This window comes from Streptomyces sp. NPDC033165 (assembly GCF_055577965.1).
The window spans coordinates 296,612-323,483 of sequence record NZ_JBVIPK010000007.1 but is presented as its reverse complement, the minus strand read 5'-3'; the positions used below and the strand labels follow the sequence as shown (position 1 = coordinate 323,483).

General features: G+C 72.7%; 27 protein-coding genes. 15 read left to right on the top strand and 12 right to left on the bottom strand.

The features are described from left to right. Positions 1–66 precede the first annotated feature (66 nt). Positions 67–1,395, top strand: a complete 1,329-nt coding sequence (locus ACZ5WC_RS19490; RefSeq protein WP_468541948.1) for a transglycosylase family protein — start codon at positions 67–69, stop codon at positions 1,393–1,395. Between the two features lie 13 nt (positions 1,396–1,408). On the opposite strand, the gene ACZ5WC_RS19485 is transcribed toward ACZ5WC_RS19490, so the two are convergent. Next, a complete protein-coding gene (locus ACZ5WC_RS19485) occupies positions 1,409–2,683 on the bottom strand; it encodes a DMT family transporter (RefSeq protein ID WP_468541947.1) in 1,275 nt (424 codons plus the stop codon). Between the two features lie 246 nt (positions 2,684–2,929). Between ACZ5WC_RS19485 and ACZ5WC_RS19480 the strand changes: the two genes are divergently transcribed. Further along, positions 2,930–3,628 carry a (2Fe-2S)-binding protein gene (locus ACZ5WC_RS19480; RefSeq protein WP_468541946.1) on the top strand — a complete coding sequence of 233 codons (699 nt, stop codon included), beginning with the start codon at positions 2,930–2,932 and terminating at the stop codon, positions 3,626–3,628. A 109-nt stretch (positions 3,629–3,737) separates the two neighbouring features. Here ACZ5WC_RS19480 and ACZ5WC_RS19475 read toward each other — a convergent pair whose 3' ends face one another. Beyond that, positions 3,738–4,118, bottom strand: a complete 381-nt coding sequence (locus tag ACZ5WC_RS19475; protein WP_311122463.1) for a winged helix-turn-helix transcriptional regulator — start codon at positions 4,116–4,118, stop codon at positions 3,738–3,740. 143 nt (positions 4,119–4,261) lie between these two features. Between ACZ5WC_RS19475 and ACZ5WC_RS19470 the strand changes: the two genes are divergently transcribed. After that, entirely contained in the window at positions 4,262–4,672 is a 411-nt protein-coding gene (locus tag ACZ5WC_RS19470) for a RidA family protein (protein WP_468541945.1), read from the top strand. A gap of 5 nt (positions 4,673–4,677) precedes the next feature. On the opposite strand, the gene ACZ5WC_RS19465 is transcribed toward ACZ5WC_RS19470, so the two are convergent. After that, positions 4,678–5,133, bottom strand: a complete 456-nt coding sequence (locus ACZ5WC_RS19465; RefSeq protein ID WP_468542031.1) for an ATP-binding protein — start codon at positions 5,131–5,133, stop codon at positions 4,678–4,680. A 165-nt stretch (positions 5,134–5,298) separates the two neighbouring features. Further along, the gene (locus ACZ5WC_RS19460; protein ID WP_096627408.1) at positions 5,299–6,195 is read right to left on the bottom strand and encodes an RNA polymerase sigma factor SigF; all 897 of its coding nucleotides are present in this window, start codon (positions 6,193–6,195) and stop codon (positions 5,299–5,301) included. Between the two features lie 233 nt (positions 6,196–6,428). Here ACZ5WC_RS19460 and ACZ5WC_RS19455 point away from each other — a divergent pair, with 233 nt between their 5' ends. Together ACZ5WC_RS19455 and ACZ5WC_RS19450 are read left to right on the top strand one after the other, a co-directional pair. Beyond that, a complete protein-coding gene (locus tag ACZ5WC_RS19455; protein WP_468541944.1) occupies positions 6,429–7,913 on the top strand; it encodes an SDR family NAD(P)-dependent oxidoreductase in 1,485 nt (494 codons plus the stop codon). A gap of 359 nt (positions 7,914–8,272) precedes the next feature. Continuing rightward, entirely contained in the window at positions 8,273–8,449 is a 177-nt protein-coding gene (locus ACZ5WC_RS19450; RefSeq protein ID WP_179500123.1) for a hypothetical protein, read from the top strand. Positions 8,450–8,475: 26 nt separating this feature from the next. Here ACZ5WC_RS19450 and ACZ5WC_RS19445 read toward each other — a convergent pair whose 3' ends face one another. Genes ACZ5WC_RS19445 through ACZ5WC_RS19435 form a run of 3 tightly spaced genes read right to left on the bottom strand, consistent with a single transcriptional unit; the run spans position 8,476 to position 11,316 of the window. Continuing rightward, positions 8,476–9,906: a lipase maturation factor family protein gene (locus tag ACZ5WC_RS19445; RefSeq protein ID WP_468541943.1), complete on the bottom strand. Its 1,431-nt coding sequence runs from the start codon at positions 9,904–9,906 to the stop codon at positions 8,476–8,478. A 22-nt stretch (positions 9,907–9,928) separates the two neighbouring features. Continuing rightward, positions 9,929–10,441: a DUF1990 family protein gene (locus ACZ5WC_RS19440; protein WP_468541942.1), complete on the bottom strand. Its 513-nt coding sequence runs from the start codon at positions 10,439–10,441 to the stop codon at positions 9,929–9,931. Continuing rightward, on the bottom strand, positions 10,438–11,316 hold the full coding sequence (locus ACZ5WC_RS19435; protein ID WP_468541941.1) for a YndJ family protein: 879 nt from the start codon (positions 11,314–11,316) through the stop codon (positions 10,438–10,440). Before ACZ5WC_RS19435 ends, ACZ5WC_RS19440 begins: the two co-directional genes overlap by 4 nt. A gap of 184 nt (positions 11,317–11,500) precedes the next feature. Here ACZ5WC_RS19435 and ACZ5WC_RS19430 point away from each other — a divergent pair, with 184 nt between their 5' ends. The 4 genes from ACZ5WC_RS19430 (at position 11,501) to ACZ5WC_RS19415 (ending at position 17,121) form a co-directional block, all read left to right on the top strand. Beyond that, the gene (locus ACZ5WC_RS19430) at positions 11,501–12,583 is read left to right on the top strand and encodes a DUF6777 domain-containing protein (RefSeq protein WP_468541940.1); all 1,083 of its coding nucleotides are present in this window, start codon (positions 11,501–11,503) and stop codon (positions 12,581–12,583) included. Between the two features lie 98 nt (positions 12,584–12,681). Next, a complete protein-coding gene (locus tag ACZ5WC_RS19425) occupies positions 12,682–14,745 on the top strand; it encodes a SpoIIE family protein phosphatase (protein WP_468541939.1) in 2,064 nt (687 codons plus the stop codon). Between the two features lie 111 nt (positions 14,746–14,856). Beyond that, entirely contained in the window at positions 14,857–16,224 is a 1,368-nt protein-coding gene (locus ACZ5WC_RS19420) for a wax ester/triacylglycerol synthase family O-acyltransferase (protein WP_468541938.1), read from the top strand. A gap of 36 nt (positions 16,225–16,260) precedes the next feature. After that, positions 16,261–17,121: an Fpg/Nei family DNA glycosylase gene (locus ACZ5WC_RS19415; RefSeq protein WP_468541937.1), complete on the top strand. Its 861-nt coding sequence runs from the start codon at positions 16,261–16,263 to the stop codon at positions 17,119–17,121. Positions 17,122–17,143: 22 nt separating this feature from the next. Here ACZ5WC_RS19415 and ACZ5WC_RS19410 read toward each other — a convergent pair whose 3' ends face one another. Next, positions 17,144–17,779 (bottom strand): zf-HC2 domain-containing protein, encoded by a 636-nt coding sequence (locus ACZ5WC_RS19410; RefSeq protein ID WP_468541936.1) that lies wholly within the window; start codon positions 17,777–17,779, stop codon positions 17,144–17,146. Positions 17,780–17,903: 124 nt separating this feature from the next. On the opposite strand from ACZ5WC_RS19410, the gene ACZ5WC_RS19405 reads away from it, so the two are divergent. The 4 genes from ACZ5WC_RS19405 (at position 17,904) to ACZ5WC_RS19390 (ending at position 21,794) form a co-directional block, all read left to right on the top strand. Then, on the top strand, positions 17,904–18,656 hold the full coding sequence (locus tag ACZ5WC_RS19405) for a LytR/AlgR family response regulator transcription factor (protein ID WP_096630110.1): 753 nt from the start codon (positions 17,904–17,906) through the stop codon (positions 18,654–18,656). Between the two features lie 86 nt (positions 18,657–18,742). Beyond that, positions 18,743–19,105 carry a hypothetical protein gene (locus tag ACZ5WC_RS19400; RefSeq protein ID WP_311122472.1) on the top strand — a complete coding sequence of 121 codons (363 nt, stop codon included), beginning with the start codon at positions 18,743–18,745 and terminating at the stop codon, positions 19,103–19,105. Positions 19,106–19,119: 14 nt separating this feature from the next. Next, a complete protein-coding gene (locus tag ACZ5WC_RS19395) occupies positions 19,120–20,607 on the top strand; it encodes a sodium/solute symporter (protein ID WP_468542030.1) in 1,488 nt (495 codons plus the stop codon). Beyond that, on the top strand, positions 20,604–21,794 hold the full coding sequence (locus ACZ5WC_RS19390) for a sensor histidine kinase (protein WP_468541935.1): 1,191 nt from the start codon (positions 20,604–20,606) through the stop codon (positions 21,792–21,794). The genes ACZ5WC_RS19395 and ACZ5WC_RS19390 overlap by 4 nt, the downstream gene beginning before the upstream one ends. Before the next feature lie 9 nt (positions 21,795–21,803). On the opposite strand, the gene ACZ5WC_RS19385 is transcribed toward ACZ5WC_RS19390, so the two are convergent. Both ACZ5WC_RS19385 and ACZ5WC_RS19380 read right to left on the bottom strand, forming a co-directional pair. Beyond that, positions 21,804–22,325, bottom strand: coding sequence for a hypothetical protein (locus tag ACZ5WC_RS19385; protein ID WP_468541934.1), 522 nt, complete (start codon positions 22,323–22,325; stop codon positions 21,804–21,806). Positions 22,326–22,361: 36 nt separating this feature from the next. After that, positions 22,362–22,937 (bottom strand): sigma-70 family RNA polymerase sigma factor, encoded by a 576-nt coding sequence (locus ACZ5WC_RS19380; protein ID WP_096630118.1) that lies wholly within the window; start codon positions 22,935–22,937, stop codon positions 22,362–22,364. A 266-nt stretch (positions 22,938–23,203) separates the two neighbouring features. Between ACZ5WC_RS19380 and ACZ5WC_RS19375 the strand changes: the two genes are divergently transcribed. Next, the gene (locus ACZ5WC_RS19375; RefSeq protein WP_468541933.1) at positions 23,204–24,400 is read left to right on the top strand and encodes a CapA family protein; all 1,197 of its coding nucleotides are present in this window, start codon (positions 23,204–23,206) and stop codon (positions 24,398–24,400) included. A 15-nt stretch (positions 24,401–24,415) separates the two neighbouring features. Here the strand turns inward: ACZ5WC_RS19375 and ACZ5WC_RS19370 are convergent, their stop codons facing one another. After that, entirely contained in the window at positions 24,416–24,877 is a 462-nt protein-coding gene (locus ACZ5WC_RS19370) for a universal stress protein (RefSeq protein WP_468541932.1), read from the bottom strand. Positions 24,878–25,045: 168 nt separating this feature from the next. Between ACZ5WC_RS19370 and ACZ5WC_RS19365 the strand changes: the two genes are divergently transcribed. After that, a complete protein-coding gene (locus ACZ5WC_RS19365) occupies positions 25,046–25,897 on the top strand; it encodes a polysaccharide deacetylase family protein (RefSeq protein WP_468541931.1) in 852 nt (283 codons plus the stop codon). Positions 25,898–25,955: 58 nt separating this feature from the next. On the opposite strand, the gene ACZ5WC_RS19360 is transcribed toward ACZ5WC_RS19365, so the two are convergent. Further along, positions 25,956–26,618, bottom strand: coding sequence for a class F sortase (locus ACZ5WC_RS19360; RefSeq protein WP_468541930.1), 663 nt, complete (start codon positions 26,616–26,618; stop codon positions 25,956–25,958). Between the last annotated feature and the right edge of the window lie 254 nt (positions 26,619–26,872).

Genomic DNA, 26,872 nt, shown 5'->3' with positions numbered 1-26,872 from the left:
ATCAGTCACGGCGCGGACCTACGTTGCCCCTTGCGACGTGTCCCACATCCCATGGGGGAGTCAGGTATGGCCGCGAACGGACGGCACCGCAGGTATCAGCCCAGCCGGATCAACCGTGCCTCGCTCACGGTGACCGCGAGCGGTGCCGGCCTCGCGCTCCCTCTTGTCACCGCCGCCTCGGCGGGGGCCGCTTCCGGCGAGGTCTGGGAGAAGGTCGCCGCCTGTGAGTCCAGCGGCAATTGGGCCATCAACACGGGCAACGGCTATTACGGCGGGCTCCAGTTCAGCGGGTCCACCTGGGCGGCCTTCGGCGGCACGCAGTACGCGCCGCGTGCCGACCTCGCCACCCGCGACGAGCAGATCGCCGTCGCCGAGCGGGTGTTGGAGGGCCAGGGGCCCGGTGCCTGGCCGACCTGTTCGGTGCGCGCGGGGCTTACCCGGGGCGGTGAGGCGCCGACGACCACTCCGCGCACCGACCCGCAGAGCGCGGGGAACAGGCCCGTCCAGGCGGCGGTTCCGCAGAGCGCCCCGCCCCGGCAGCAGCCGCAGGCCCGCCCCGCCGCGGCGACGCCGACCCATGTGCCGGGCAAGCGTGACGCCTACACCGTGTCGAGCGGTGACTCGCTCTCCACGATCGCCTCGGCCCAGCGGGTGCGCGGCGGCTGGCAGGGTCTCTACGCGGCCAACCGTACAGTCGTCGGCGACGATCCCGACCTGATCTTCCCCGGGCAGCGGCTGACCCTCGACCCGAGCAGGGCGTCCAAGCCGGTCGACCGGCGAGGCCCCGTCCCGACCGCGCCGAGGACCGACAAAGCCGAGCCGAAGAAGACCGAACGGGACGGGTCCGCACCGAAGAAGCGGGCGCCGGAGCAGGAACCCCCCGAGCAGGAGGCGAGGAAGGAAGCCCCGAAGCGGCAGGCGCCCGAACAGGCCGAGCAGAAGAAGGCCGCCCCCAAGAAGGAGCAGCCCGCTCCGGAGCGGGCCGTGAAGCACTCCGGCCTCAGCGCCCCGGTGGCCGCCGGAACAGGCACCCCCTACCGTCAGGCCGGCTCCTGGTCCAGCGGCTACCACACCGGCGTCGACTTCCCCGTGCCCACCGGTACGTCGGTGAAGTCCGTGGCCCCGGGCCGGGTCGTCTCGGCCGGCTGGGCCGGAGCGTACGGCTACGAGGTCGTCGTCCGGCACGACGACGGCAAGTACAGCCAGTACGCGCATCTCTCGGCGGTCCATGTGCGCGCGGGCCAGTCCGTCTCCGGCGGGCAGCGGATCGCCCGTTCCGGTTCGACGGGCAACAGCACGGGCCCGCACCTGCACTTCGAGGTCAGGACGGGCCCCGGCTACGGATCCGACATCGACCCGCTCGCATATCTGCGGGCAGGCGGGGTGAGGGTCTGAGTGTTCCGCCGGGCTATCTGCGTGCGGGTGGCATCAGGGTCTGAACCGTCCGCTCGGAGCGCCGCCCCCGCCCGGCCCGGCGCCGCTGTTCGCCGAGTGCCCCCGCCCCGCCGAACTCCAAGCCCGGCACGGCCCGCCCCGGTGGCAGCGCCAGCGACGATGTGTGCGGTACGGGGGCCCGTCCCGCGGGCTCCGGCACGCCCGGCCGAAAGGGCAACGCCCCGTCGGGCGTCAGCGCTCCGGAGTCGGCGTCCGACGCCGTAACACCCTCCAGAGCCACACCACCCAGAGCAACACCCTCCGGAACGACATCATCCGGAACAGTGGCCTCAGTAACGGTGCCGTCAGGAACAATGCCGCCGGGAACAGTGCCCTCCGGGCCCCCGCCCAGCAGCCCGGTCTCCGCCGCCGCGCCCACGGCCCCCGCCCCCGCACGGACCGTCAGCCGCTCCCTGGCGCGCTCCGCGCTGAGCCGCTCCCGCGTCAGCAGAACCAGGCCGGCCGCCGCCAGTGCTCCGCAGGCGAGAGCGAGGGCCGTGCCCGGCCACCCGCCGCGGAAGTGCTCGCCGAACAAGGTGATCCCGACCGCTGCGGCCACCACCGGGTTGACCACGGTCACCGTCGCGAGCGGGGCCGTGAGCCCCGCGCCCCGGTAGGCCGCCTGGGACAGCAGCAGGCCCGCCGCCGCGAGTACGGCGATCACCAGCAGCGTCGGCAGCCCCGAGCGGACCGAGCCGGAAGTCCACTCCATGGCCACCGTTTTGGTGAACACCGAGGCCATGCCGAACGCCGCCCCCGCACCCGTGGCCAGGACGATGCTCCGCAGGACCGGGCGGCGCAGCGCGCGGGCGAGCACGACGATCGCGCCGACGCCCCCGAAGGTCACCGTCGCCAGCAGGAACTGCTCGGCCCCGTTCAGCGTGTGGGGCGCGGCCTCCCCTGTGAGAGCCAGCAGTCCGCAGAGACCGGCCGTCGCCATCAGTGCACCGCGCCAGGCCGTTGCCCCGGCCCGGCGCCCGACGAACAGGGCGGCCATCGGGAGGGCGAAGACGATCGTCAGCGCGCCCAGCGGCTGGACCAGGCTGAGCGGGCCGTAGGCCAGGGCCACCACGTGCAGGACCGCGCCGATCCCGTTGAGCAGCACGGCCACCCACCAGACGCGGTTGCGGAGCAGGGCGTACGAGGAGTTGTCACCGGTCGCCGCCACGCGCTCCTGGATGATCGCTCCGGCCGCGTAGGCGACCGCGGAGATCAGTGACAGCAGCACGGACAGCGCAAGGGAGCTCATGTACACCACGATGTCCCGTCCGGGGCCCCGCGTCGTCGTCCTTGAGACGGCAATTCGGCGTACTGCCCCAGTAGTACGCCCGTCGCACCGACGTCCTCCTTTCGACGGTAGTCCTGCTGCCCCCGGCCGTCAGAAGTTCCGCGTCGGCGGATACGGTGAGCGGCGAGGCGGGCACAGCCGGTCTCCGACGGACGACGTCATGGGAACGGCCGCCCCCACCGGCCGGGGGCCGAGGAGGAACACGGCATGGACCTGGCACTCCTGGCATCGGTCGGGGGATTCTTCGCCTTGCGGACGACCCCGGTGCCGGACGGCGCACACCGCCCGCTGGCACAGCTGTACGGGGGAGAGACCGGCCCCCTGACCGCGCGTGTCGACCGGGTCGCCGCCCGCCTCGCGGCCCCCGAGCGCCGGGTCGCCGCCTCCATCGCCCATCTCGGTCTCGCCGCGCGGCTCTGGTCACTCGCGCTGGGCCCGGCCGCGCTGTTCGGGCGGATTCCCGCACTGACGCCCGACGCACTCCACTGGGACCCGCTCTCCACCTCGCCGGACGATCTGTGGCTCGCGGAGGCGCCGGAACTGCCCGGTACGGCGGCCCGGGTTCGCGAGGAGGTCCAGTACGCGCATCTGGTGCCGCTGGCGGAAGCGTTCCGGCGCGACGGGAACATCTCCCCGCAGCTGCTGTGGGGCAACGCGGGCTCCGCGCTCGCCGGTGCCGTACGCGAACTGGTCGCCTTCGCCCGCGCCCAGGACCGGCCGGAGGTCGCCGCCCGGGCCCGCGCGCTGGCGGCGGAACTCTTCGACGATCCCGATCTGCGGGCCACCGGATCTCCGCACGGCCCGGCGTTCCGGCGGCGCAGCTGCTGTCTGTACTGGCGCTGTCCGGGCGGCGGGCTGTGCGGGGACTGCGTGTTCGACAAGGCACCGGGCTCAGCGGGAAAGTAGCTCAGCAGGAGAGCAGCTCCCCAGGGGACTACCCCAACTCCGCGGAAAAGCAGTAGCCCCCGTGAGCGTCGCTCCGTGAGCGTGGCGCCGTGAGTGTCGCCTTCGCCCCTCAGGCGTCGAAGTCGCGGCGGGAGGCCTCGATGTGGCCGAGGTGCTCGTGGGTCCAGTCGCACATGACATGGACCGTCCGGCGCAGCCCCTGCCCCGGACCGGTGAGCGTGTACTCGACCCGGGGCGGCACGGTCGGATGCACGCACCGCTCGACGAGGCCGTTGCGCTCCAGCATCCGCAGGTTCTGGGTGAGCATCTTGTGGCTGATGCCCTCGACCTCGCCGCGCAGCTCGCTGAAGCGCAGAGTGCCTTCGCCCAGTGCCTCGATGATCAGGAGGGCCCACTTGTTGGCGACGTCGGAGAAGATCTCCCGCGCCAGCGAGTCCGCCCGCCGCAGATCCGCGTCCTCCGGCGAGTTGCTGAACTGCTTGGTCACCATGAGGTTCCCCTGTCACCGAAAAGTGCGTTCTTCCATGTCAGCGGCCACTCTCCTACGGTTCCCGAGTAACCACAAGTGACCGGGAACGGCCCGGTCCGGTGGCAGCCGGGGCCCCACGGGCGCCGGACGAGGAGGCGGACAGCATGGCCATCACCCTGGTGAACCCGAGTGGACTGCCGGAGGTCGGCGCCTACCGGCAGGTGTCGGTCGCGACCGGATCGAGGCTGGTCTTCGTCGCCGGGCAGGTCGCCTGGGACGCCGACGGGACCACCGTCGGTCCGGGCGACCTCGCCGCGCAGGTCGAGAGGTGCTACCTCAACGTCGCCACGGCCCTCGCCGCGGTGGGCGGGTCCTTCGCCGACGTGGCGAAGCTGACCGTGTACGTCGTGGACTGGACGCCCGAGAAGATGCCCCTGTTCCTGGAGGGCGTGGCCCGGGCCGCCGCGGAGCTGGGGGCCACGCCCGTACCGCCCGGCACGCTGGTGGGTGTCGCGGCGCTCGACATCCCTGAGCACCTGGTCGAGGTCGAGGCCACCGCCGTGCTCGACGCCTGACGGGCTCAGGTGCTGAGCTGGAACTCCGCCCGGATCCGCTTGCCGACCGGCACCCGCTCCGCCGTGAGCCGGTCGCACAGCGCCACGACGATCTCCATGCCGTGACCGCCCAGTCGGGCCGGGTCGCGGGCGTACAGCACGGGCATCGCGGTGCTGCTGTCGTAGACGGTGACGCTGATGAGCTGCGCGTTGCCCTCCAGCTCCAGGAGGTAGGGGCCGTGGCTGTAGCGGTCGGCGTTGGTGACGAGTTCGCTCACGGCCAGCATGAGGTCGCTGCGCGTGTGCGCGCCGATCGTGGCGAGGCACTCCACCGCGAGCCTCGTCAGGAAGCGGTCGGCGAGTGCCCGGGCCAGTGCGATACAGCCCGGCTGGCCGTCGAAGACCTCGGCGCTGAGCAGTACCTCGGCGGACCGCAGCCCCTCACCCGGGTCTTCCGGTGGGGAGATGACCTGTTCGTTCATGTGCTCCAGCCAGGGCGCCGCAGTGAGGTCGGAGACCTTTTCCGCCATGCGTCTACCCGTGGCGAAGAATCCCACTCCAGGGGATTCGGGGTGATCCTACGCACGTCCGGGCAGCCGCACCACGGTCGGGGAGAACTGACCGGTTCAGCCCCTCCCGTGGTCTGCTCAGGCCTCGATGCTCATCCCCTTGCGCAGCCGCTGGACGATCCGGGTGAGCAGCCGCGACACATGCATCTGGGACACACCCAGCTCCGCGCCGATCTGCGACTGCGTCATCTCCGCACCGAACCGCATCTGCACGATCCGGCGCTCCCGGTCGTCGAGCTGTTCCAGCAGCGGCGCCAGGGTGTGCAGGTTCTCGACCGACTCGATCGCCGGGTCGGTCTCGCCGAGGACGTCCGCGTAGGCCTGCTGCTCCTGGCCCGAGTCGCTGTCCGCGGACGGGGTGTCGAGCGAGCCCGCCGAGTAGCCGTTGGCGGCCACCAGCCCCTCGATGATCTCCTCCTCGGGGAGGTCGAGGTGCTCGGCCAGCTCCTTGACCGTGGGGTCGCGGTCGAGCTCCGCGGAGAGCTGCTCCTTGGCCTTGGCGAGGTCCACCCGCAGCTCCTGGAGCCGCCGCGGCACATGGACGGACCAGGTGGTGTCCCGGAAGAAGCGCTTGATCTCGCCGACGATGTACGGGACGGCGAAGGTGGCGAACTCGACCTCGCGGGCCAGGTCGAACCGGTCGATCGCCTTGATCAGCCCGATCGTGCCGACCTGGATGATGTCCTCGGTGTCGTCGCCGCCCCGGTTGCGGAACCGGGACGCGGCGAAGCGCACCAGCGAGAGGTTCATCTCGATCAGGGTGTTGCGCGCGTACTGGTGCTCGTGCGTGCCCTCCTCCAGTACCTGGAGGCGGTCGAAGAAGATCTTCGACAGGGCCCGTGCGTCCTGCGGGGCGATCTTTCCGGCGTCCTCGACCCAGGGCAGCTCTCCGGCGACGTCGGCTGTCCGCGCTCCGGTCCGGTCGTCGCTCAGTGGCGCCGTCGTTCCGGTGGCTCGCGCTGACATGGCCGTCATGGTGTCGCCCTCCCTGCTGTCCGATGTGTCGGACGGTCGCCTGCCCGGTCTCCCCGGAGTCATGCCCTCCTTTTCCGCCTTCTTCGATCGGGCGGTGCGTTTTCCGCCTCATCCGTCTCCCCCGTCGCTCCTCGCCCGAACGGACCAGTGACCGACGCATGGCAAACTTGACCGGGGTGTTTCGGCCGTGGTGATCAATGACCCGCGGCGATGGAGATGACAGAGGAACGGCAATGACGGTGACAGAGGACAACCCGGAGCTCGCTCCCGGAACCGACGAGTTCGGCCCCGGCATCGACCCGGAGCGGCTGGCCGTCTGCCTGAGCGTGCTCGACGAGCTCGACCGGATCGAGGTCGACCACCCGGATGCCGTCGCCGTCCGCCGGGCCACCGCCGGTATCTACCGCACGGTGAAGCAGCGCCGCCGCCAGGAGCGCCGGGCCGCGAAGACCGCCCACGACCGGGCCGTCACCGAGGCCACCGCGACCGGCTCGGCCGAGCGCATCGACGACGAGACGCAGGGCGTCCTGCCCTCCTCCTCCGCCCAGGCCGAGATCGCGGGCATCCTCCAGCGGCCCCGGTCCTGCTACATCTGCAAGACGCGTTACGTCGAGGTCGACGCGTTCTACCACCAGCTCTGCCAGCCGTGCGCCAAGGACAACCGCGCCCGCCGCGACGCCCGCACCGACCTCACCGGGCGCCGGGCGCTGCTCACCGGCGGCCGGGCCAAGATCGGCATGTACATCGCGCTGCGGCTGCTGCGCGACGGTGCGCACACCACCATCACCACCCGCTTCCCCAACGACGCGATCCGCCGCTTCAAGGCGATGGAGGACAGCGACGAGTGGATCCACCGGCTGAAGGTCGTCGGCATCGACCTCCGCGACCCCGCCCAGGTCGTGGCGCTCGCCGACTCGGTCGCCGCCGAGGGCCCGCTGGACATCCTGATCAACAACGCGGCCCAGACCGTACGCCGATCCCCGGGAGCCTACAGCGAGCTGGTCAACGCCGAGTCGGCCCCGCTGCCCGCCGGCGAGCTTCCCGCCGCCGAGGTGATCGGCACCTTCAACAGCGGCACGGTCGACCGGGTGGCCGCGCTCCCCGCCGCCCGCAAGGAGGCTCTGAGCGCCCAGGAGGTCACCGACCTCGCACTGGTCACCGGCTCCGCCTCCCCGGCCCGGATCGCCGCGGGCACCGCGATCGACGCGGGCGGGCTCGTCCCCGACCTGCACGACACCAACAGCTGGATCCAGACGGTGGAGGAGGTCGAGCCGATCGAGCTCCTCGAAGTCCAGCTCTGCAACTCCACCGCCCCGTTCATCCTGATCAGCAGGCTTCGCCCGGCGATGGCAGCGACCGCCGCGAAGCACGCCTACGTCGTCAACGTCTCCGCGATGGAGGGTGTCTTCAGCCGCGGCTACAAGGGTGCGGGCCACCCGCACACCAACATGGCCAAGGCCGCGCTCAACATGCTGACGCGCACCAGCGCCCAGGAGATGTTCGAGAAGGACGGCATCCTGATGACGGCCGTGGACACCGGCTGGATCACGGACGAACGCCCCCACCCGGACAAGATGCGGCTCGCCGAGGAAGGCTTCCACGCCCCCCTCGACCTGGTCGACGGCGCCGCCCGGGTCTACGACCCGATCGTCCGCGGCGAGGCGGGCGAGGCGCTCTACGGCTGCTTCCTCAAGGACTACGCCCCGGCGAACTGGTAACCCGAACAGCCCAACCGGAGCGCATCCCTCCGTGCGCAGGCCGAGAACCCGGCCCAGGATTTCCCCTGGGCCGGGTTTCTGCTGTGCGGAGTGGCTGAAAGTGACCTACTGCACACGTTCTATCGAGCGCAGTGGCGCTCATTTGGTTAGGCTGAGGTGAACGGACGCCATCGAGGAGCCCACGAAGGTTCCCCGACCGTCCTGGGACATGGCCGGGTAACCCGGCCGCCGTCCCGCCCCGAACCGGCGCCACCGCGACCGACATATCCCAACCCCTGCCCGCTCAGGGCGGTCGCGCTCCGGCATCGGTGCCGGAGCGTCGGCGACGCCCTGGGTGACGCGACACAGAGGAGTGCGCGGTGACGACACCGGAACTGACCGAGCGAGAGAAGCGCCCCGCCGAACGGCACGGGGGACGGCCCGGCCGCCCCGAGACCCTGAGCAATATCGAGGTCTGGGCCAGGTCCGCCCCGATCCGGCTGGCCGGATACGAGGACGACCTCGCCGAGCCCCACATCCTGCCCGGCATCGACTGACGGCAGCGCCCCCGGCGGCCCGGGTCTCAGCCTCCCCGCTCCGGCGGGCGGGGCCGGGACACGGGCCGCAGGAATTCCCGTACGTAGGTCCGGTGCCACCAGCAGCCGGTGGCCCGCAGCTCCCGCAGATCCGTGAACCGGTAGTGGAACACCCGGGCGCGCACGTGGCGCGGCGGTCCGTCGGGGAACGGGTTGTGCCCCAGCAGCCGGAGCGTGTCCCGGTCGCCCTCCAGCAGCCGCTCGGCGAACGGCCCGAACCAGGAGCGCGCGTACGCGGGGGAGAGTGCCGCGAACCACATCATCCAGTCGAGCCGCAGATGGTACGGAGCGAAGGGGCGCGGCAGCCGGTGCGGATCGCCGGGCTTGCCGCGGAAGCCGTACTCCCGCCAGTCGCCGTCCTCGTGCGGCACCGCGTCGGCCGTGCCCTCCACCACCACTTCCAGCCGCATCCGGCTGATGGACCCGAAGGCCCCGTAGGTGTTGACCAGGTGCAGGGGGTCGTAGGACCGGTTCATCGCCTGCCGTCGCGAGAGCAGATTGCGCGCCGGGCGGTAGCTGAGCACCAGCACCAGGACGGTCACCGCGATGACGGCCGCCTCGTACCAGAGAGGTGGCGGGACCTGGGCGGGCGGCGGTCCGGCCAGGGGCGTCCAGTCGATCACCGAGAGCGCCAGGGCGATTGTCAGCCAGTTCAGCCAGGCGAAGTTCCCCGACAGGACCAGCCAGAGCTGGGTGAGGACCATCAGAGCGGCCGCCGCGCTCGCCACCGGCTGCGGGGTGAACAGCAGGAAGGGGACCAGCAGCTGGGTGACGTGGTTGGCGGCGGCCTCGACGCGGTGCACGGGCCTGGGCAGATGGTGGAAGAACCAGCTCAGCGGCCCCGGCATCGGCTGGGTCTCGTGGTGGAAGTCCAGACACGTCAGCCGCCGCCAGCAGACGTCCCCGCGCATCTTGATCAGCCCGGCGCCGAACTCCACCCGGAACAGCAGCCACCGCAGCAGCCACAGCACCAGTACCGGCGCGGCCGTGTCCCCGGTGCCCAGGAAGATCGCCAGGAACCCCGTCTCCAGCAGGAGCGACTCCCAGCCGAATCCGTACCAGACCTGCCCCACCTGGACGATCGACAGGTACAGCACCCACGGCAGCGCCCAGAGCAGCATGCCGCCCCACAGCGGCAGCAGACCGTCGAGCCCGGCCAGCAGGGCCACCGAGACGGCGCAGCCGCTCCAGGCGACGACGGCGAAGAAGCGGTCCGAGTAGTGCAGCCGGAAGAGCCCCGGAGCCGCCCGCCAGGGGGTGTGCCGCAGCAGTTCGGGTACGGGCAGCATGCCGCGCTCGCCGATCAGCGCCCGGAACTGGAGCGCGGCGGAGAGGAAGGCGACCAGATAGACCACGGCCAGAGCCCGCTGGAAGATCAGCCGGCTCAGCCAGTAGCCGTCCGCGGTGAACCACTCCATCCCTGCCAGTATCTGCCAGGCGTCAGCCCGCGGCGACGATGCGGCGGAGCGTGTGGCCCAGCCTGCGGGCGTACCAGAGCTGGACGGGCGGCACCAGCGGCCCGGCGAGCCGTGTGTACCAGGAGGCGGGGCGCGAGAAGGCCATGACCGTGAACCACACGGTGCCGTCGTCCGCGAGGTCGACGACGAAGCACTCCTCGCCGCGCTCCGGGTGCCCGGACAGGGTTCCGTAGGCGAAGCCGGTGCGCCCGTCCTCCCCGTACGCCGTCCAGACCACCTCGCACGGGGCGGTGAAGCGCAGCGGGCCCAGGCCCAGGGAGATCCGGACGCTCCCGCCGGGCTCGGCGCGCCGGGCCGGGGCCTCCACCCGGGCGCCCGAGGCGCGGTGCATCCGCCACTCGGTTATCGCCGCGCCCGCGGCGGCGAAGTCGGCCGCTCCCCGGCCGACCCGGGTGCGGTGGTGCAGGTGGTGGTAGCCCCGGGGGAGCGGGCCGAGGCGGGTGGCCCCGACCTCCGGGTAGCTGAGCGTGCTCATGCGGTCCTGCCTTCGGTGTGGATGAGGTCCTCGGTGTGGCCGGGGCCTGCGGTACGGGTGGGGCTTTCGGTGCGGATGCGCTGCCAGGCGAGCAGTGAGCAGAGCGCGAAGCCCAGCGCGTTGCCCAGTCCATGGGTGGCGGCCATCCAGGTCAGGTTGGGGTGGGGCAGACCGGTCGCCTCGCCCAGTGCCCAGCTCAGCGCCAGCAGCATCGTCGCCACCAGGACGGCCGCCGAGGAGAGCAGCAGCAGGCGCGTCGTCCGGTCCCGGTCCCCGGCGCGCCCCAGGCGCCAGGTGAGCAGGCCGACCGTCCACATCCCGGCCGTGAGGACCACGGCCCCGGCCAGTTCCGCCCAATCGCCGAGGAAGTAGCCCACCAGGACGAGCAGGGTGCCGAGCGGCACGCTCAGCGCGGCGAAGCGGCCCGCCGGGCCCTCGCTGATCCGGCAGACAAGCCCGGCGATCAGGGCGGCGGCGAATCCGGCGAAGTGGAAGTGCGGCACGGTCAGCGCGAGGATGCCGAGGTCGAAGCCGAACAGTTCGTGCCCCGAGCGCTCGGCGACCAGCGCGATCGCGGCGACGGCCGGAGCGACCAGCGCGGTGAGCAGCGCGATCCCGGCGGGGCCGAGGTCCCGGCCGCGCCACGCCAGGCGCGGGGCGTGCAGGGCGAGCAGGACGGTGCCCAGCGCGTAGCAGACGGCGAGCGCGGTGGCCGTCGTGCCGCGCGGCAGCCACAGGGCGAGCGCGCCATGGGCGGCGAAGAACGGCCAGAGTCTGCGGATGCGGTCCAGCTCCGGCAGCCCGGTCAGCCGCAGGCCGGCCGGGACGACCATGAGCATGCCCAGCATCACGATGGCGTTGACCAGTACGGACACGGCTGCCCCCCTCACTTCGAACGCTCGCTTTGAACGTGTTCAACTGTCGAGGTCGAGCGTAGAGCATGTTTTGAACGCGTTCAAGAGTGGGGTGCGGTACCGAACCGTCCGCTTGCGGGCCCGTGTCCGGTGCGGCACAGATGGTGACACCCATCCGTTCCACTGGGACAGGCAGGAGAGCTCTGTGCGCTCACCCAGACGATTCCGGCGTACCGCGCTCGCCGCGCTGTCCGCCGGGGTGCTGTGCGCCGTCGCCGGATGCGGCAGCGGCGGCGACCTGACGACGAAGGGCACCACGGGCACCGCGGAGGCCAAGGACGTCCTCCTCCAGCCGCTCGCCGCCCCCGGCCCCGGCCCCTTCACCGAGTCGACGGCCGGGGCGGCACCGTCCCCGGCTCCCTCGGACGCCCCGGACGGCGGGGCGCCTCCCGTCACCCGAACGGTCCATCCGGTGTCCGGCGCCGCCCCCGGGCTCTACGGCGGCACCCGGTCCGTCGCCGCCTGCGACGTCGAGCGGCAGATCCGCTTCCTGACCGGCGACAAGGGCAAGGCGCGCGCTTTCGCCGGGGTGGCGGACATCGAGGCCGTGCAGATCCCGGGCTACCTGAAGTCGCTCACCCCGGTCACCCTGCGCGTCGACACCCAGGTCACCAACCACGGCTACAGCGCCGGCGCGGCGACCGCCTTCCAGGCCGTCCTCCAAGGGGGCACCGCCGTTCTGGTCGACAGCCGCGGGCTGCCGCGCGTCCGCTGCGCCTGCGGCAATCCGCTGAAGGAGCCCGTCGTCGTGGACGGGGAGGTCGCCCACCGGGGCGAGCGCTGGCCCGGCTACGACCCCGCCCGGATCCTGGCCGTCCAGCCCAGCGCCCAGCCGCTCACCAGCCTGGTCATCGTGGACGACGACGACGGCAGCTGGATCGAGCGGACCGCCGGCGACAGCGGCGGCCGCGACCGCGACCCGGCCGACCCGCCGCCGTTCGAGCCCAGCGACGATCTGCTCTTCCCGTCACCGACCGGGCCCTCCGAACCGGCGCCCCCGGACGCCACCCCGCCCGGCCCGGCCCCCTCCGACCCCGCGGCCCCGGAGACGCCGGACGACTTCGGCGGCACACCGCCGCAGGAGCCCTGGGAGAGCGGCATGCCGCCGGGGGACCCGTGGGAGTACGAGGAGGGTGCCCCGGAACCGGTGCCCGAGCCGACCCAGGTCTTCCCCGCCGAGCCCGACGAGCCCGCGGAGCACGGAGTTCCCGAGCTGTTCGCCGGCTGACCCATCGCGTGCGGCCAGGTCGCACGGCCTCCCGCCGCCCCTCGGGGCGGCACCCGGATCACTCGAAGAATCGGACGAACAATGGCAGAGTGGCCCCCATGGATGATCGGGTAGCGGGTGCCCTGTCACTCCCCGACGACTGGCCCGCCCACCCGGATCTCAGCCTCGCCCTGAACCGTATGGGCAGCTTCGACTGGGACCTCGACACGGGCCTCATGCACATGGACCAGCCCGCCCTCGACGTGTTCGACCTGACGTCGGACGAGTACGACGACCGGCCGGTCTCGCTCTCGCAGCGGGTGCCCACGGACGAGGCCCAACGGCTGGACGGGATGGTCTCGCAGGCACTCAAGAGCGGCCGCACCAACTACGGCGCGTATTTCCGCATCCAGCGGCGCGACGGAACCCTTCGCTGGACCCACACCCAGGGCTTCGTCCGCCGCGACGAGACCGGCCGCCCCCGCCGCATCATCGGGATCGTCCGCGACGCCACCCAGGAACTGTCCGACTCCACGGCCCGGCTGGAGCTGGACGAGGAGCGCCGCCAGCGCACCAGCCTGGTCGAGGGCACCACCGCCGCCCTGGCGCACGCCCGTACCGTCAAGGACGTCATCGCCGTCCTCAAGAACTCCCAGGGGCTCGCCCACCTCGGAGCCACCAGTCTGGTCATGGGCCTCCTGGAGTCCGGCCGCATCCACCTCGTGGCCGACGGCCCCGAAGGCGCGTACGTCCCCGGCACCCGCTACACCCGGGTGGACGAGCAGTACCCGATGAGCGAAGTGGTCCGTACGCTCGCCCCGCGCTTCATCGAGTCCGCCGACGACTTCGCCGACTCGTACCCGGTCCTCTGGCCCCACATCAGCCACCTCGGCGTCACCTCGGCCGCCTACATGCCACTGATCGCCCAGGCCCGCCCGATCGGCGCACTCGGTCTGCTCTACCGCGACAAGGCCGGATTCACCGCCGACGAACGCAATCTGCTGATGGCGCTCGGCACCTCGATCGCCCAGAGCCTCCAGCGGGCCATGCTCTACGAGCAGGAGCACGACCTCGCCGAGGGGCTCCAGCAGGCGATGCTCCCGCGTCGGATTCCGGCCGTCCCCGGGGCACAGGTCGCCGTCCGCTACCGCTCCGCCCGCCTCGGCCGGGACATCGGCGGCGACTGGTACGACCTGATCCCGCTGCCCGGTGGCCGCGTCGGCGCCGTCATCGGGGACGTCCAGGGCCACGACACCCACGCCGCCGCCGTCATGGGCCAGCTCAGGATCGTCCTGCGCGCGTACGCGGCCGAGGGGCACAGCCCGGCCACGGTGATGGCCCGCGCCTCCGTCTTCCTCCACGAACTGGACACCGACCGCTTCGCCACCTGCACCTACGCCGAGGTCGACCTGACCACCGGAGTCGTCCAGGTGGTCCGCGCCGGGCACGTCGACCCGCTGGTACGGGACGTGGACGGCGGCTGCCGCAGGGTTCCGTCCGAGGGCGGACTGCCGCTCGGCCTCTCGGCGGAGTTCGGCCGTCTGGAATATCCCGTCTCCACCGTCGAACTGGACCCGGGCCAGACGATGGTCCTGTTCACCGACGGCCTCGTCGAACTGCCCGGCGCCGACCTCGACGAGGGTATGCACCTGCTCACCACGCTCGTCACCAACGGTCCCCACGACCTTCAGAAACTCGCCGACCAGCTCTGCGACGCCGTCGACGGGCGCGGCGGCCAGGACGATGTGGCGCTCCTGCTGCTGCGCCGCCGGGCCGCACACGCCCCGCAGCCGGGCGGCCGGCTCCAGCAGCACGTCGCCCAGAACGACCCCGAGGCGCTCAGCTCGTCCCGGCACATGATCCGGGCCGCGGTCCGGGCCTGGGGGGCGAAGGACCGGGCCGACGAGATCGAACTGGCCGCCGACGAGCTGATCACCAACGCGCTGATGCACACCGACGGCGGGGCCGTCGTGACGATCCGGGTGCTCGCCGGAACCGAACGGCGGCTGCGCGTCGACGTCGAGGACCGCTCCAGCGCACTGCCCCGGCGCAGGGACGCGGGGGAGTCCGGGGTCTCGGGACGAGGCCTGATGCTGGTGGACCGGCTGGCCGATGTCTGGGGCGTGGAGTCCCGGGGCAGCGGGAAGTGCGTGTGGTGTGAGTTCCTCATCCCCGCACGCTGAGCACCCCTCCCTGGATGTAACAGTACGTAACATGTCTGTGCTTGACCGTGACCAGGTGCGGGGATTGACTGCGGGGGACCGGCCGACCGCTACGACGACATGAGGACCCCGTTGGGTACCGAGCTGCTCGCCCCGCTCGATCTGGCCTTCTGGCACCTGGAATCCGATGCCCATCCGATGCACCTGGGCGCGCTCGCCGTCTTCGCCCCGGCGCCCGGCGCAGGTCCGGGGCGGATCATGCCCCTGCTCGGTGACCGCGCCGCAGCGATCCCCCGGCTCCGGATGTGTGTACGGGACGTCCTGCTGCCGGTCGGCGGCGCCGCCTGGAGGGTCGACAAGGACTTCGACGTGCACCGGCACCTGCACCATGTCGTCCCGGCCGAGGGCGACTTCATGGCCGAAGCCACCCGGCTGGCCGGTGAACTGATGGAACAGCCGCTGGAACGAGGGCGGCCGCCCTGGCAGATGTATCTCATCGGCGGCGAGGGCGACGGCCCTTTCGCCGTCCTGGTCAAACTGCACCATGCCCTGGCCGACGGGATGCGGGCGGTCGCCATCGGGGCCGGGATCTTCGACGAGATCGCCGCGGTCACCAGCGCCCGCACCGCCGCCCGCGGCCGTCCCGCGGTCCCGCCCCGCTCCTGGCTCCCCGACCCCCGCGAGATGGCGGGCATGGCGCTCGGGCGGATCGGAGAGGTCGGCCGGGCCCTCGGGGTGGGGGCCTCCGTCGTCCGCGCGGGCCGCCTGGACCTGCGCGGTTCGACCGCGTTCACCGCCCCCTCCAGCGGCACCCGTCGGCTCGCCACCGCCGACCTCGACGCCGGGGCCCTCCAGCGGATCCGGCGCGCCGAGGGCGGCACGGCCAACGACATCCTGCTCGCCGTGGTCGCCGGGGCGCTGCGCCGCTGGATGGCCGGGCGCGGCGAGCCGCTGCCCGCCGTCGACCCGCGCGCCCTGGTGCCCGTCTCCCGGCGCGGGCCCGGCGGCGCGGCGGCCTCCGGCAACCGGCTCTCCGCCTACCTCCTCGGCCTGCCGGTCACCGCCGCGGACCCACGCGAACGGCTGCGGGCCGTCCGCACGGCGATGGACCGCAACAAGGCGGCCGGTCCGCTCAAGGGCGCCGGAGCCGTCGCCGTACTGGCCGACCAACTACCGCCGCTCGCGCACCGGTTCGGCGCCCCATTGGCCGCGAACGCAGCCCGTATGCTGTTCGACGTCCTGGTCACCAGCGTGCCGCTGCCCCGCTCCGCGCTCTCGCTGGGCGGCTGCCCGCTCACCGCCCTCTACCCGATGGCGCCGCTGGCCCGGGGCCAGTCCCTCGCGGTGGCCCTGACGACCTACGGTGGCCGGGTGCACGTGGGTCTGGTGGCTGACGGCAAGGCGATGCCCGACCTCGACCGGCTCGCAGCGGCGGTCGGGGAGGAGTTCGAGGAGCTGTGCGACCTCGTCACCGGCCGCGGGGGAGCCCCGGTGTCCTGACAGGCAGCCGCCCCCCGGCTGCGGCAGTCTTGAGCCATGCCCGAACTGCCCGAAGTCGAAGCCCTGCGGGTCTTCCTCGACGACCACCTGGTCGGCAAGGAGATCGCCCGCGTCCTGCCGCTGGCGATCAGCGTCCTGAAGACCTACGACCCGCCGCTGACCGCGCTTGAGGACGAGAGGGTCACCTCGGTCGCCCGGCACGGCAAGTTCCTCGACATCGAGGCGGGCGGGCTGCATCTGTGCACCCACCTCGCCCGGGCCGGCTGGCTGCGCTGGAAGGACCCGTTCCCCGCCGCCCCGCCCCGCCCCGGCAAGGGGCCGCTCGCCCTGCGCCTGGTGACCACGGACGGCGACGGCTTCGACCTGACCGAGACGGGCACCAAGAAGAGCCTCTCCGTCCACCTGGTCCACGACCCGATGGACGTCCCCGGCATCGCCCGCCTCGGCCCGGACCCGCTCGCCGACTCCTTCGACCGCGACGCGTTCGCCGCGCTGCTCGCCGGGGCCCGCCGCCAGATCAAGGGGGCGCTGCGCGACCAGTCGCTCATCGCGGGTGTCGGCAACGCGTACAGCGACGAGATCCTGCACGTCGCGAGGATGTCCCCGTTCAAACGGACCGCCGACCTCGACGAGGACGACGTCACCCGCCTGTACACCGCGCTCCGCACCACCCTGAAGGACGCCGTGGACCGCTCCAGCGGGGTGGAGGCCGGGAAGCTGAAGGCCGAGAAGAAGAGCGGGATGCGGGTCCACGGGCGTACCGGAGAGGCCTGCCCGGTCTGCGGGGACACCATCCTGAAGGTCTCCTTCAGCGACTCCTCGCTCCAGTACTGCCCCACCTGCCAGACCGGCGGCAAACCGCTGGCCGACCGCAGGCTCTCCAAGTTCCTGAAATAAGCACCGCTCCTGAAACAGGCACTCACCGCGTCACCGTCACCAGCCGCCGCCCCGCCGCCGTCCGCACCTCGAAACGGTCGATGCCCTCCGGCCGCAGCGCCGCCCCGCCCGACACCTCCACCGGGCCGCCCCCCGCGCCCCGGGCCGACCAGCTGCTCACCGTCTCCTCGCTGCCGTCCCGGCCCACCGCGATCAGCGCGCACACCCCCTCGGCCGGCAGCCGTACGACCTGGAGCGCCACCTCCGTACCCCACTCGTGCCCCGCCGCCGTCACCACCGCTGCCGCGCCCGACCCCGTATCCGCCCCCACCCAGCGCTGCACCCTGGTCCCGTCCCCCGGACCGTCCGAGGTCCCGGCCACCACCGCCGGGCCGCCCACCGCCAGCACGACCGCGGCCGCCACCAGGGCGAGGCACCGCCGCCCCGCCCTGCGCCGGCCCTCCACCACCGTGCCCGTCAGGCGCTCCGCGAGCCCGGGCCCCGGCGTCACCGGCGGACCGGCCACCGCCAGCGAGTGCGCCACCCCGGCGAACTCGCGCGCCCGCGCACGGCACCCGGGACAGTCCCCCAGGTGCTCCTCGAACCGGAAGGCGTCGGCCCTCCCGAGCACCCCCAGCGCATAGGCCCCCACCCGGATGTGGGGTTCGGTCGTCTGCATGTACTGCGATACGGGAACCAGCTGCCGATCACTCACGCCACCGGGCCCGGGGCACCCCAGGGGGTTCGGGGCGGATCACGGCCGGGCCCGCCCCGAACCGCCCGCACCCCCTAAACTCCGGCCCATGCTGCGCGTACTCGCCGTCGACGACGAACAACCCGCCCTGGAGGAACTCCTCTACCTCCTGCGCGCCGACCCGCGCATCCGCAGCGCCGAGGGAGCCACCGGCGCGACCGAGGCGCTGCGCCTCATCGGCAGCGCGGTCGACGCGGGTCCCGACGACCCGTCCGCCATCGACGTCGTCTTCCTCGACATCCACATGGCGGGGCTCACGGGCCTCGACGTCGCCCAGCTGCTCGCCGGATTCGCCGCGCCCCCGCTCATCGTCTTCGTCACCGCGCACGAGGGCTTCGCCGTCCACGCCTTCGACCTGAAGGCCGTCGACTACGTCCTCAAACCGGTCCGCCGCGAACGCCTCGCCGAGGCCGTGCGCCGCGTCGCCGAACAGGTGGGGGAGCGGTCCGCCCCGGTCCACGACAGCGCGAGCGACCAGATCCCGGTCGAGCTCGGCGGCGTCACCCGCTTCGTCCCCGTCGACGAGATCGCGTACGCCGAGGCGCAGGGCGACTACGCGCGGCTGCACACCGCCACCGGCAGCCACCTCGTCCGCATCCCGCTCACCACCCTGGAGGAGCGCTGGCGCACCCGCGGGTTCGTCCGGATACACCGCCGCCACCTCGTGGCGCTGAACCGGATCGACGAACTGCGCCTGGACGCGGGGAGCATGAGCGTCCGCATCGGGGAGGCCGAGCTCGCCGTCAGCCGTCGCCACACCCGCGCCCTGCGCGACCTCCTCATGCGCCAGGGCGGCCGCTGAAGGAGGTCGCGAGGCCGTCGCTGACCTGCTGTGTTCTTCGGCGATCCCTTCCCACCGGCACCCGCCGCCGCCTACACTCCGAGCCCATGTCCGCAGAGCCATCCCCCCGGCGCGAAGTGGTCACGCGGGAGCCGAGGCGGGTGCGCCCGCTGCCCCGCCACCGCACCCAGTCGGAGATCGACGAGCAGACCGCCCTCGGCGGCGCCTATGTGCGCTCCCTGATGCGCGGCCAGCTCCGGGCCGCCCTCACCGTCTTCGGTGTGCTGGCCCTCGTCGCGGGCACCCTGCCGCTCCTCTTCGCCGCGCTGAACAGCTCCGCCCTGGTCTGGGCGGTGCTCGGCTTCGCCACCTACCCGCCGCTCACTCTGGCCGCCTGGTGGTACGTCCGCCGGGCCGAGCGCAACGAACGCGACTTCGCCCGGCTGGTGGAGGGCCGCCCCGCCCCGTGAGCGCCTCCGCCCCCATGGCGTCCTGGGTGGCCGTGGCCCTCGTCGTCCTCGCCACCGTCCTCGTCGGCGGCTTCGGCCTGCGCATCTCCCGTACGACCTCCGACTTCTACGTCGCCTCGCGCACCGTGCGCCCCCGCCTCAACGCCGCCGCGATCAGCGGGGAATACCTGTCGGCCGCCTCCTTTCTCGGCGTCGCCGGGCTCGTCCTCGTCCACGGCCCCGACATGCTCTGGTACCCGGTCGGCTACACCGCCGGATATCTGGTGCTGCTGGTCTTCGTCGCCGCCCCGCTGCGCCGCTCGGGGGCGTACACCCTGCCCGACTTCGCCGAAGGGCGGCTCGAATCGCGGCAGGTCAGGAGGCTGGTGAGCGCGCTCGTCGTCGGGGCGGGGTGGCTCTACCTCGTGCCGCAGCTCCAGGGCGCCGGGCTCACCTTGAAGATCCTCACCGGCGCGCCCGGCTGGCTCGGGGACGTCCTCGTCGCCACCGTCGTGACGGCCGCCGTCGCGGCGGGCGGCATGCGCTCCATCACCTTCGTCCAGGTCTTCCAGTACTGGCTCAAGCTCACCGCCCTGCTCGTCCCCGCCCTCTTCCTGGTCCTCGCCTGGCAGGGCGACGGGCGGCCCCGGGTCAGCTTCGACGACCAGCTCGCCGTCTTCCGCGCCGACCACCCGCTGTACGCCACCTACGGGCTGATCGTGGCGACTTTCCTCGGCACCATGGGCCTGCCCCATGTCGTCGTCCGCTTCTACACCAGCCCCAACGGTCGCGACGCCCGCCGCACCACCGTCGCGGTGCTCGCCCTGGTCGGCCTCTTCTACCTGCTTCCGCCGATCTACGGGGCGCTCGGCCGGCTCTACAGCCCCGAACTGCGGTACGGGGGCGACGCGGACGCCGCCGTGCTGCTGCTGCCCGCCCGGGTCATCGGCGGGCTCGGCGGCGACCTCCTCGGGGCGCTGATCGCGGGCGGGGCGTTCGCCGCGTTCCTGTCCACCGCCTCCGGGCTCACCATGGCCGTGGCCGGGGTCATCACCCAGGACGTGCTGCCCGGGCGCGGGGTGCGGCACTTCCGGTTCGCCACGGTCCTCGCCGTCGCCGTGCCGCTCGCCGGGTCGCTGCTGGTGAGCCGGGTGCCGGTGGCCGATGCGGTGGGCATGGCGTTCGCCGTCTCCGCGTCCTCCTTCTGCCCGCTGCTCGTCCTCGGCATCTGGTGGCGGCGGCTCACCCCGCCGGGGGCCGTCGCGGGTCTCCTGCTGGGCGGCGGCTCCGCCCTGCTCGCGGTGGGCATCACGGTCAGCGGAGCCGTGACCCCGCCCGGCTGGCCGCACGCGCTGCTGGCCTGGCCCGCCGTGTGGTCCGTGCCGGTCGGGTTCCTCGCGATGATCCTGGTCTCGCTCGCCACGCCGGGGCGGATACCGCCGGGCACCAACGCGGCGATGACCCGCTTCCACCTCCCCGAGGCCCTCACCTCGGCGCGGGCGGCCGCCGGGAGGGGCCGATGACCGGGGCAGCCGTCGCCGTACTCGTGGTCCTGGCCGCCCTGCTGCTCGGCGCGGGCTACCGGCTGGGCCGCCGCGCCGCCCGCCCGCTGCGCCCCAGCGACGTCGGCACCCCCGTCGAGCACGCCACGTTCGAGACCCTGCACACCGCGTCGCTGGCCGCGCCTCCGCTGCGCGCCGGGCTCACCGAGGAGAGCGCCCGCAGGGCCGCCCGGCGGCTGCGCTCGCTGCTCGGCACCGACGCACTCTGCCTCACCGACCGGGACCGGGTGCTGGTCTGGGACGGGACCGGGCATCACCACGGCAAGGACGTGATGGACCATCTGCGGGGGTTGCTGGACAACGGCCGCGACACCGCCTTCGACAGCGGGTGCGGCGATCTCGACTGCCCGCTGCGCTGGGCCGTCGCCGTCCCGCTCACCGTGGAGAACCGCGTCCTGGGCGCGCTCGTCGCCTATGCCCCGCGCGAGTCGGCCGTCCTGGCCCGAGCGGCGGGGGAGGTGGCCCGCTGGGTCTGCGTCCAGCTGGAGCTGGCCGAGCTGGACCGCTCCCGTACGCAGCTCATCGAGGCAGAGATCAAGGCGCTGCGGGCGCAGATCTCCCCGCACTTCATCTTCAACTCGCTCGCCGCGATCGCCTCGTTCGTCCGGACCGACCCCGAGCAGGCCCGCGAACTGCTCCTGGAATTCGCGGACTTCACCCGCTACTCGTTTCGCAAGCACGGGGAGTTCACCACCCTGGCGGACGAGTTGCACTCCATTGACCAGTATCTGGCCCTCGTGCGGGCCCGGTTCGGTGAACGGCTCGCCGTCACCCTCCAGGTCGCCCCCGAGGTGCTGCCGGTCGCGCTGCCCTTCTTGTGCCTCCAGCCGCTGGTGGAGAACGCGGTCAAGCACGGTCTGGAAGGGGCGGTCACCCGCAGCCGCATCACCATCAGCGCGCTCGACGCCGGATCGGAGGCCGAGGTCGTCATCGAGGACGACGGGACCGGAATGGACCCCGAACGGCTGCGTCAGATCCTGCGCGGTGAGGGCGGCACCTCCACCGGCATCGGCCTGCTCAACGTGGACGAGCGGCTGCGTCAGGTGTACGGCGACGACTACGGGCTCGTCATCGAGACCGGCGTCGGGGCGGGGATGAAGGTCACGCTACGGCTGCCCAAGTACCGTGCGGGGGTGCATGGTTCCTGAGCGCGGCGCTCAGTACAGGTGCACGGCCAGATGCCCCAGCGGGAGCCCCAGCTGCCACGCGGGCGTCCAGACCTGGACCTCGCCCTCCTCGTGCGGTCCCGCCCCCACCGGCTCCCGGGGCACGGGTGGCCCGATCGCGTCCAGGTCCGCGGCGAGCAGCTCGGTCTCCTCCAGCCACCGCCAGGCCGCCCGCGCCAGCGCCAGATCGGGGTCACCGGCCGCGGCCCGCCGGTCCGCCTCATCAAGCCGCTCGCAGACCCAGCTGCGCCAGGTGCTCCCGTACGCGGTCAGCAGCCGCAGTTCGTCGACACGGGGTTCGGGCAGGGCGCAGGGGGCGGGGGTGTCCCGGAGGAACTCGCTGAGGAACATCGTCAGCGCGAGCGCGTCGCGCCCCGCCCGGAACTCCAGGGTCGTCGGCTCCATCAGGTCGCCGGTCCGCAACAGCTCGTCGGCGATGTACTCGGTGGACAGCCAGGCCATCGGCACCGGCAGCCCGTTCCCACCGGTCCCATCGCTTCTCTCGGGACGCATCCCCTCTCGCCTCTCTTCCTCGTTCGGTACCGGGCTTCACGCAGCATTGAACCGGGGGCGGGCGCCCCGCGTGGGCAGAAGGGAGCGATCGCCCTCGGGGGAGTAGCCGGGCAGGGTGCGCGACAGGGTCCGCAGGGCGTAGTGCGAACGGGACTTGACGGTCCCGGCGGGGATGCCGAGCGCGGTGGCCGCCTCGCCGACGCTCATTCCGCGGAAGTAGATCTGCACCAGCACCGCCCGGTGCTCGGGGCTCAGGGTGCGGACCGCCTCGCGGACGTCCAGGGCGCGGACGGCCGAGTCCGCGGTGTCCTGGGCGGCCGGGGTGCTCTCCAGCACCGTGTCGCTGACCTCGACCGGGCGGGCCCGGCGGGAGCGGCGGGCGTCGATGGCGAGGCGGCGGCCGACGGTGAACAGCCAGGGCCGCATCGAGTCGTAGGGCGCCTCGAACGCCTCGGGGTGCTGCCAGGCGCGTACGAGTGTCTCCTGCACCAGATCCTCCGCTCGCTGCCGGTCCCCGAAGGTCAGGCCGAGCAGGAAGTGGAACAGGGCGGGGCCGTGTTCCCGCTGCAACTCCGCGATGGCCCGCTCATCGGTCGTCGTCGTGGTGTTCATGGACGTCCTCTCCCGCCGAGGCCCCTGACGGCCTCGTTCCGACGGGCGTATACGAACGCATTCGGGGGCGCGGGAACAGGTGGTGTGCCGAGGCGTGCGACGAGCGGTCGCTCAGTGCGGCGAATGGTGCGGTGAACGGTCGAGGGGCCGTCGGGGTCGGCCGGTACGACCAGTTCAGCTAGGTATACGGCAATGCTCCTTGCTTCTACGGTATGACGATCTGTGTAGTCGGATGGTCGTAATCATCCGAACGTGGAGTCGAGCAGATGACGCAGCGCATCCGACCGGCCGCCATGGCCGCCCTGGCCCTCCTGCTCGCCGCGGCCACCGGCTGCACCGGGCAGCAGCCCCCCGCCGCCGCGCCCAGCACGCCCGCCGCGGCCCGGGGCGCGGCCGGCCAGGACGCCCACGGGCCCCGCCCCTTCACCCTCATCGCCGCGGGCGACATCCTGCCGCACTCCTCCGTCATCGACCGCGCCGCCGCCGACGCGGGCGGCCGGGGTTACGACTTCACCCCCATGCTGGCGGGCGTCGCCCCGGTCGTCTCGGCGGCGGACCTGGCCATCTGCCACATGGAGACCGTGTACGGGAAGGAGGGCGGCCCCTACACCGGCTACCCGAACTTCAAGTCGCCGCCCGAGGTCGCCACCGCCCTGCGCACCACCGGCTACGACTCCTGCTCCACCGCCTCCAACCACACCCTCGACGACGGGGCCGAGGGCATCCGGCGGACCCTCGGGGCGCTGGAGAGGGCGGGCATCCGGCACGCCGGGTCCGCCCGCACCGCCGCCGAGGCCGCCCGGCCCACGATCCTGCCCGCCGGGCCGGGCAAGGGCGCGGCCAAGGTGGCCCACCTCGCGTACACCTACGGCACCAACGACATCCCGCTGCCGGCGGGCCGCCCCTGGGCGGTCAACCTGATCGACGAGCGGAAGATCATCGAGGAGGCCCGGGCGGCCCGCCGAGCGGGCGCCGACGTCGTCGTGCTCTCCGCGCACTGGGGCACCGAATGGCAGGACGAACCGGATGCCGAGCAGCTTCGACTCGCCCAGCGGCTCACCGCCTCCACCGACGGGGGCCGCCCCGACATCGACCTGATCATCGGCACCCATGCTCATGTCCCGCAGGCGTACGAGAAGGTCAACGGCACCTGGGTGGTCTACGGCATGGGCGACCAGATCGCCGGGGCGATGATCAACTACGAGGGCGTCCAGGACCCGCGCGGCAACCAGGGCTCGATGGGGCGCTTCACCTTCGCGCCGCCCGCGAAGCCCGGCGAGCGCTGGACCGTGAAGAAGGCCGAGTTCGTACCGCAGTGGTACGACACCGTCACCGGACGCGCCGTCAACCTCAACGTCTCCCTGGACCAGGGGGCCGGGCATCTGCGCGAGGTCCGCGACCGCATTCGCACCGTCGTCCTCGGCCGGGGTGCGGAGGCGGACGGGCTCCTCATGGGCAAGTAGGCGGCCGGGACGCGGTCACGGCACTACGGTGACCGGCCAGCGCCCCGCCTTCACCAAACGCACCGCCACCGAGCCGACGAAGCGGTGCCCCGCCGACTCCGACGCCCCGACCACCACCGCGTCCGCCTTCAGCTCGTCGGCCGCCGTCACGAGCCCGTTGTAGGGGTCGCCCCGGAAGGTGTGGAACTCCCACCGCACGTCCCACGCGTCCCGGAAGCGCTCCGTCGCCTCGCGGATCTCGGTGACCAGGTCCTCTGCCACCTCGGCCGTCGCATCGCCCATCGGCACGCCCAGCGCCGCGCCCGCGGTCAGCACCGGCTGCACGTAGACCAGGGCCAGCATGGCGTTCTGCCGCCGGGCGAGTCCGGCGGCGTAGGCGGCCGCGCGCATCGACGAGTCGGAGCCGTCGAGCCCCGCGACGATCACCTTGGGGCCGTCCGTGCCGCGTTCGAACTGATGAGGCTGCTGCTCTGTCACGGCTCCGAGGCTATCGGCTCGGCCCCTGGGGGCACGGCCCGGGAAGCCCCCTCGCCTTCATCGTGAGGAACATCCTCACGATGGACATGCTGCGTCGATCGGGTACAAAACGGTCGATGCCCGGTGTCGGCGACCGGGCCGGACGTTCAGCCGTGCGAGCAGTTGGCCATGAGAAGTGATCACACCGGACCCGAGCGCCGCACCCTGCTGAGAGTCGCCCTCGGCCTCGGAACGGCCACCGCCCTGCACCTGGTCGTCGCCGACCCGGCGTCGACGCCCACCCGCCCCGCACGCGCCGCCGGAACCCCGCCCGCCGCCGCGGCGGGACCCCCGGCAGGCGTCCGCGGCAGACCCTCCCCGTACCGCCTGGAACCCATGACGGCGAGGACGCCGCCCCGGTTCAGACCGGCCCGGCCGCCGGTGCGCACCCGGCCCTTCGAACACCTCCCCGACCTCGGGCACTCGATGGTCCTCAGCTTCGACGACGGCCCCGATCCGCTGTACACCCCGGACATCCTGACCACCCTGCGCAAACACCGGGTCCGCGCGATGTTCTTCGTCTGCGGCGAGATGGCGGACGCCAACCGGGACCTGCTGCGCGAGATGGCGGACGACGGCCACGTGGTGGGGAACCACTCCTGGTCGCACCCGCTGATCCCGAAGCTGTCCCGCGCCGCGATCCGCGACGAGCTCGGACACACCAGCGAGGTGGTCGAGGAGACGCTCGGGACGTCGCCGCTCTGGTACCGCGCGCCCTACGGGGCGTGGAACCGCAACTCGTTCGAGATCGGGGCCGAGTTGGGCATGGAACCCATGGCCTGGACCGTGGACACCCTCGACTGGAAGGAGCCGGGGACGGGCACGATCGTCCGCCGGGTGCTGGAGGGGGCGGGGCCGGGCGTGGTCGTCCTCTCGCACGACGCGGGCGGCGACCGCTCGCAGAGCGTCGCGGCCCTGCGCCACTACCTGCCCCGGCTGCTCGACTCCGGCTATCGCATCACGGTGCCGCACCGGGTCTGAGCCGCGCCGCGCAGGGCTGTGCCCCCGGCGGCCGGGGGCACAGCCCTGTCCGGCGGGCTCAGCGGGTGTCGACCAGCCGGGCGAAGACCACCACGTTCCCGTCGTAGCCGCCCGCCTTCGAGTAGCCGCCGCCGCAGGTGATGACCCGCAGCTCCGCGTGGCCGGTGTCGCCGTAGACCCGGGGGCCGGGGAAGTTGTTCTTGGAGAAGACCTCGACCCCGTACACCTCGAAGATCCCGACCCGGCCGTCGTAGCGGGTGACCTCGACGCGGTGCCCCTTCCGGAGCGAGCCGAGGCCGTAGAAGACGGCGGGGCCCGAGTTGTTGTCGACATGGCCGACGACCACGGCGGTGCCGCGCTGGCCGGGGGCGATGCCGTTCTGGTACCAACCGGCGAGGTTGGGGTCCTCGGCGGGCGGGGCGTCGATCCAGCCGCCCGCGTCCAGGTTCACATCGACGATGGGGGCGTCGACGTTGATCGACGAGATCTTCACGCGCGAGGCCGGGGCGTAGGGCAGCGGCTGCACCGGCTCGCCCTCGGCCTGCGGCACCGGGGCGTCCTGGCTCAGATCCAGCGAGGCGGCGGCGGCAGGCTGGGGCGGGCCCGCCTCCCCGAACTCCGTGCCGTTGCGCATGAGGGCGAGGCCGGTGAGCATCACCAGGGCGACCGCACCCCAGGGCACACGTCTGGTCCGCTCGCCACCGGCGTAGTCCCGGCCCATGGTTCTCCCTTCGTCGCGACGCTGTGAACGTTAGGGGCGCTGCGGCGGGGCGGCGATCAGAGAAGGGCGAACGGGTGGCGGGCGAATCCGCGCCGCCTCGGACGGCTGCCCATCGGAGTAATGAGCAGATAAAAGTTTTGATGGTCTGTGACCTGCGGCTCCGTCAGCTCACGGGGATTCCGCACGGCGTGTCGCGTCACCGGGGTGGAGCAGTGCCGAAGTGCGAGCCGCCGGTCCGCTGGTGAGTGTTCGTC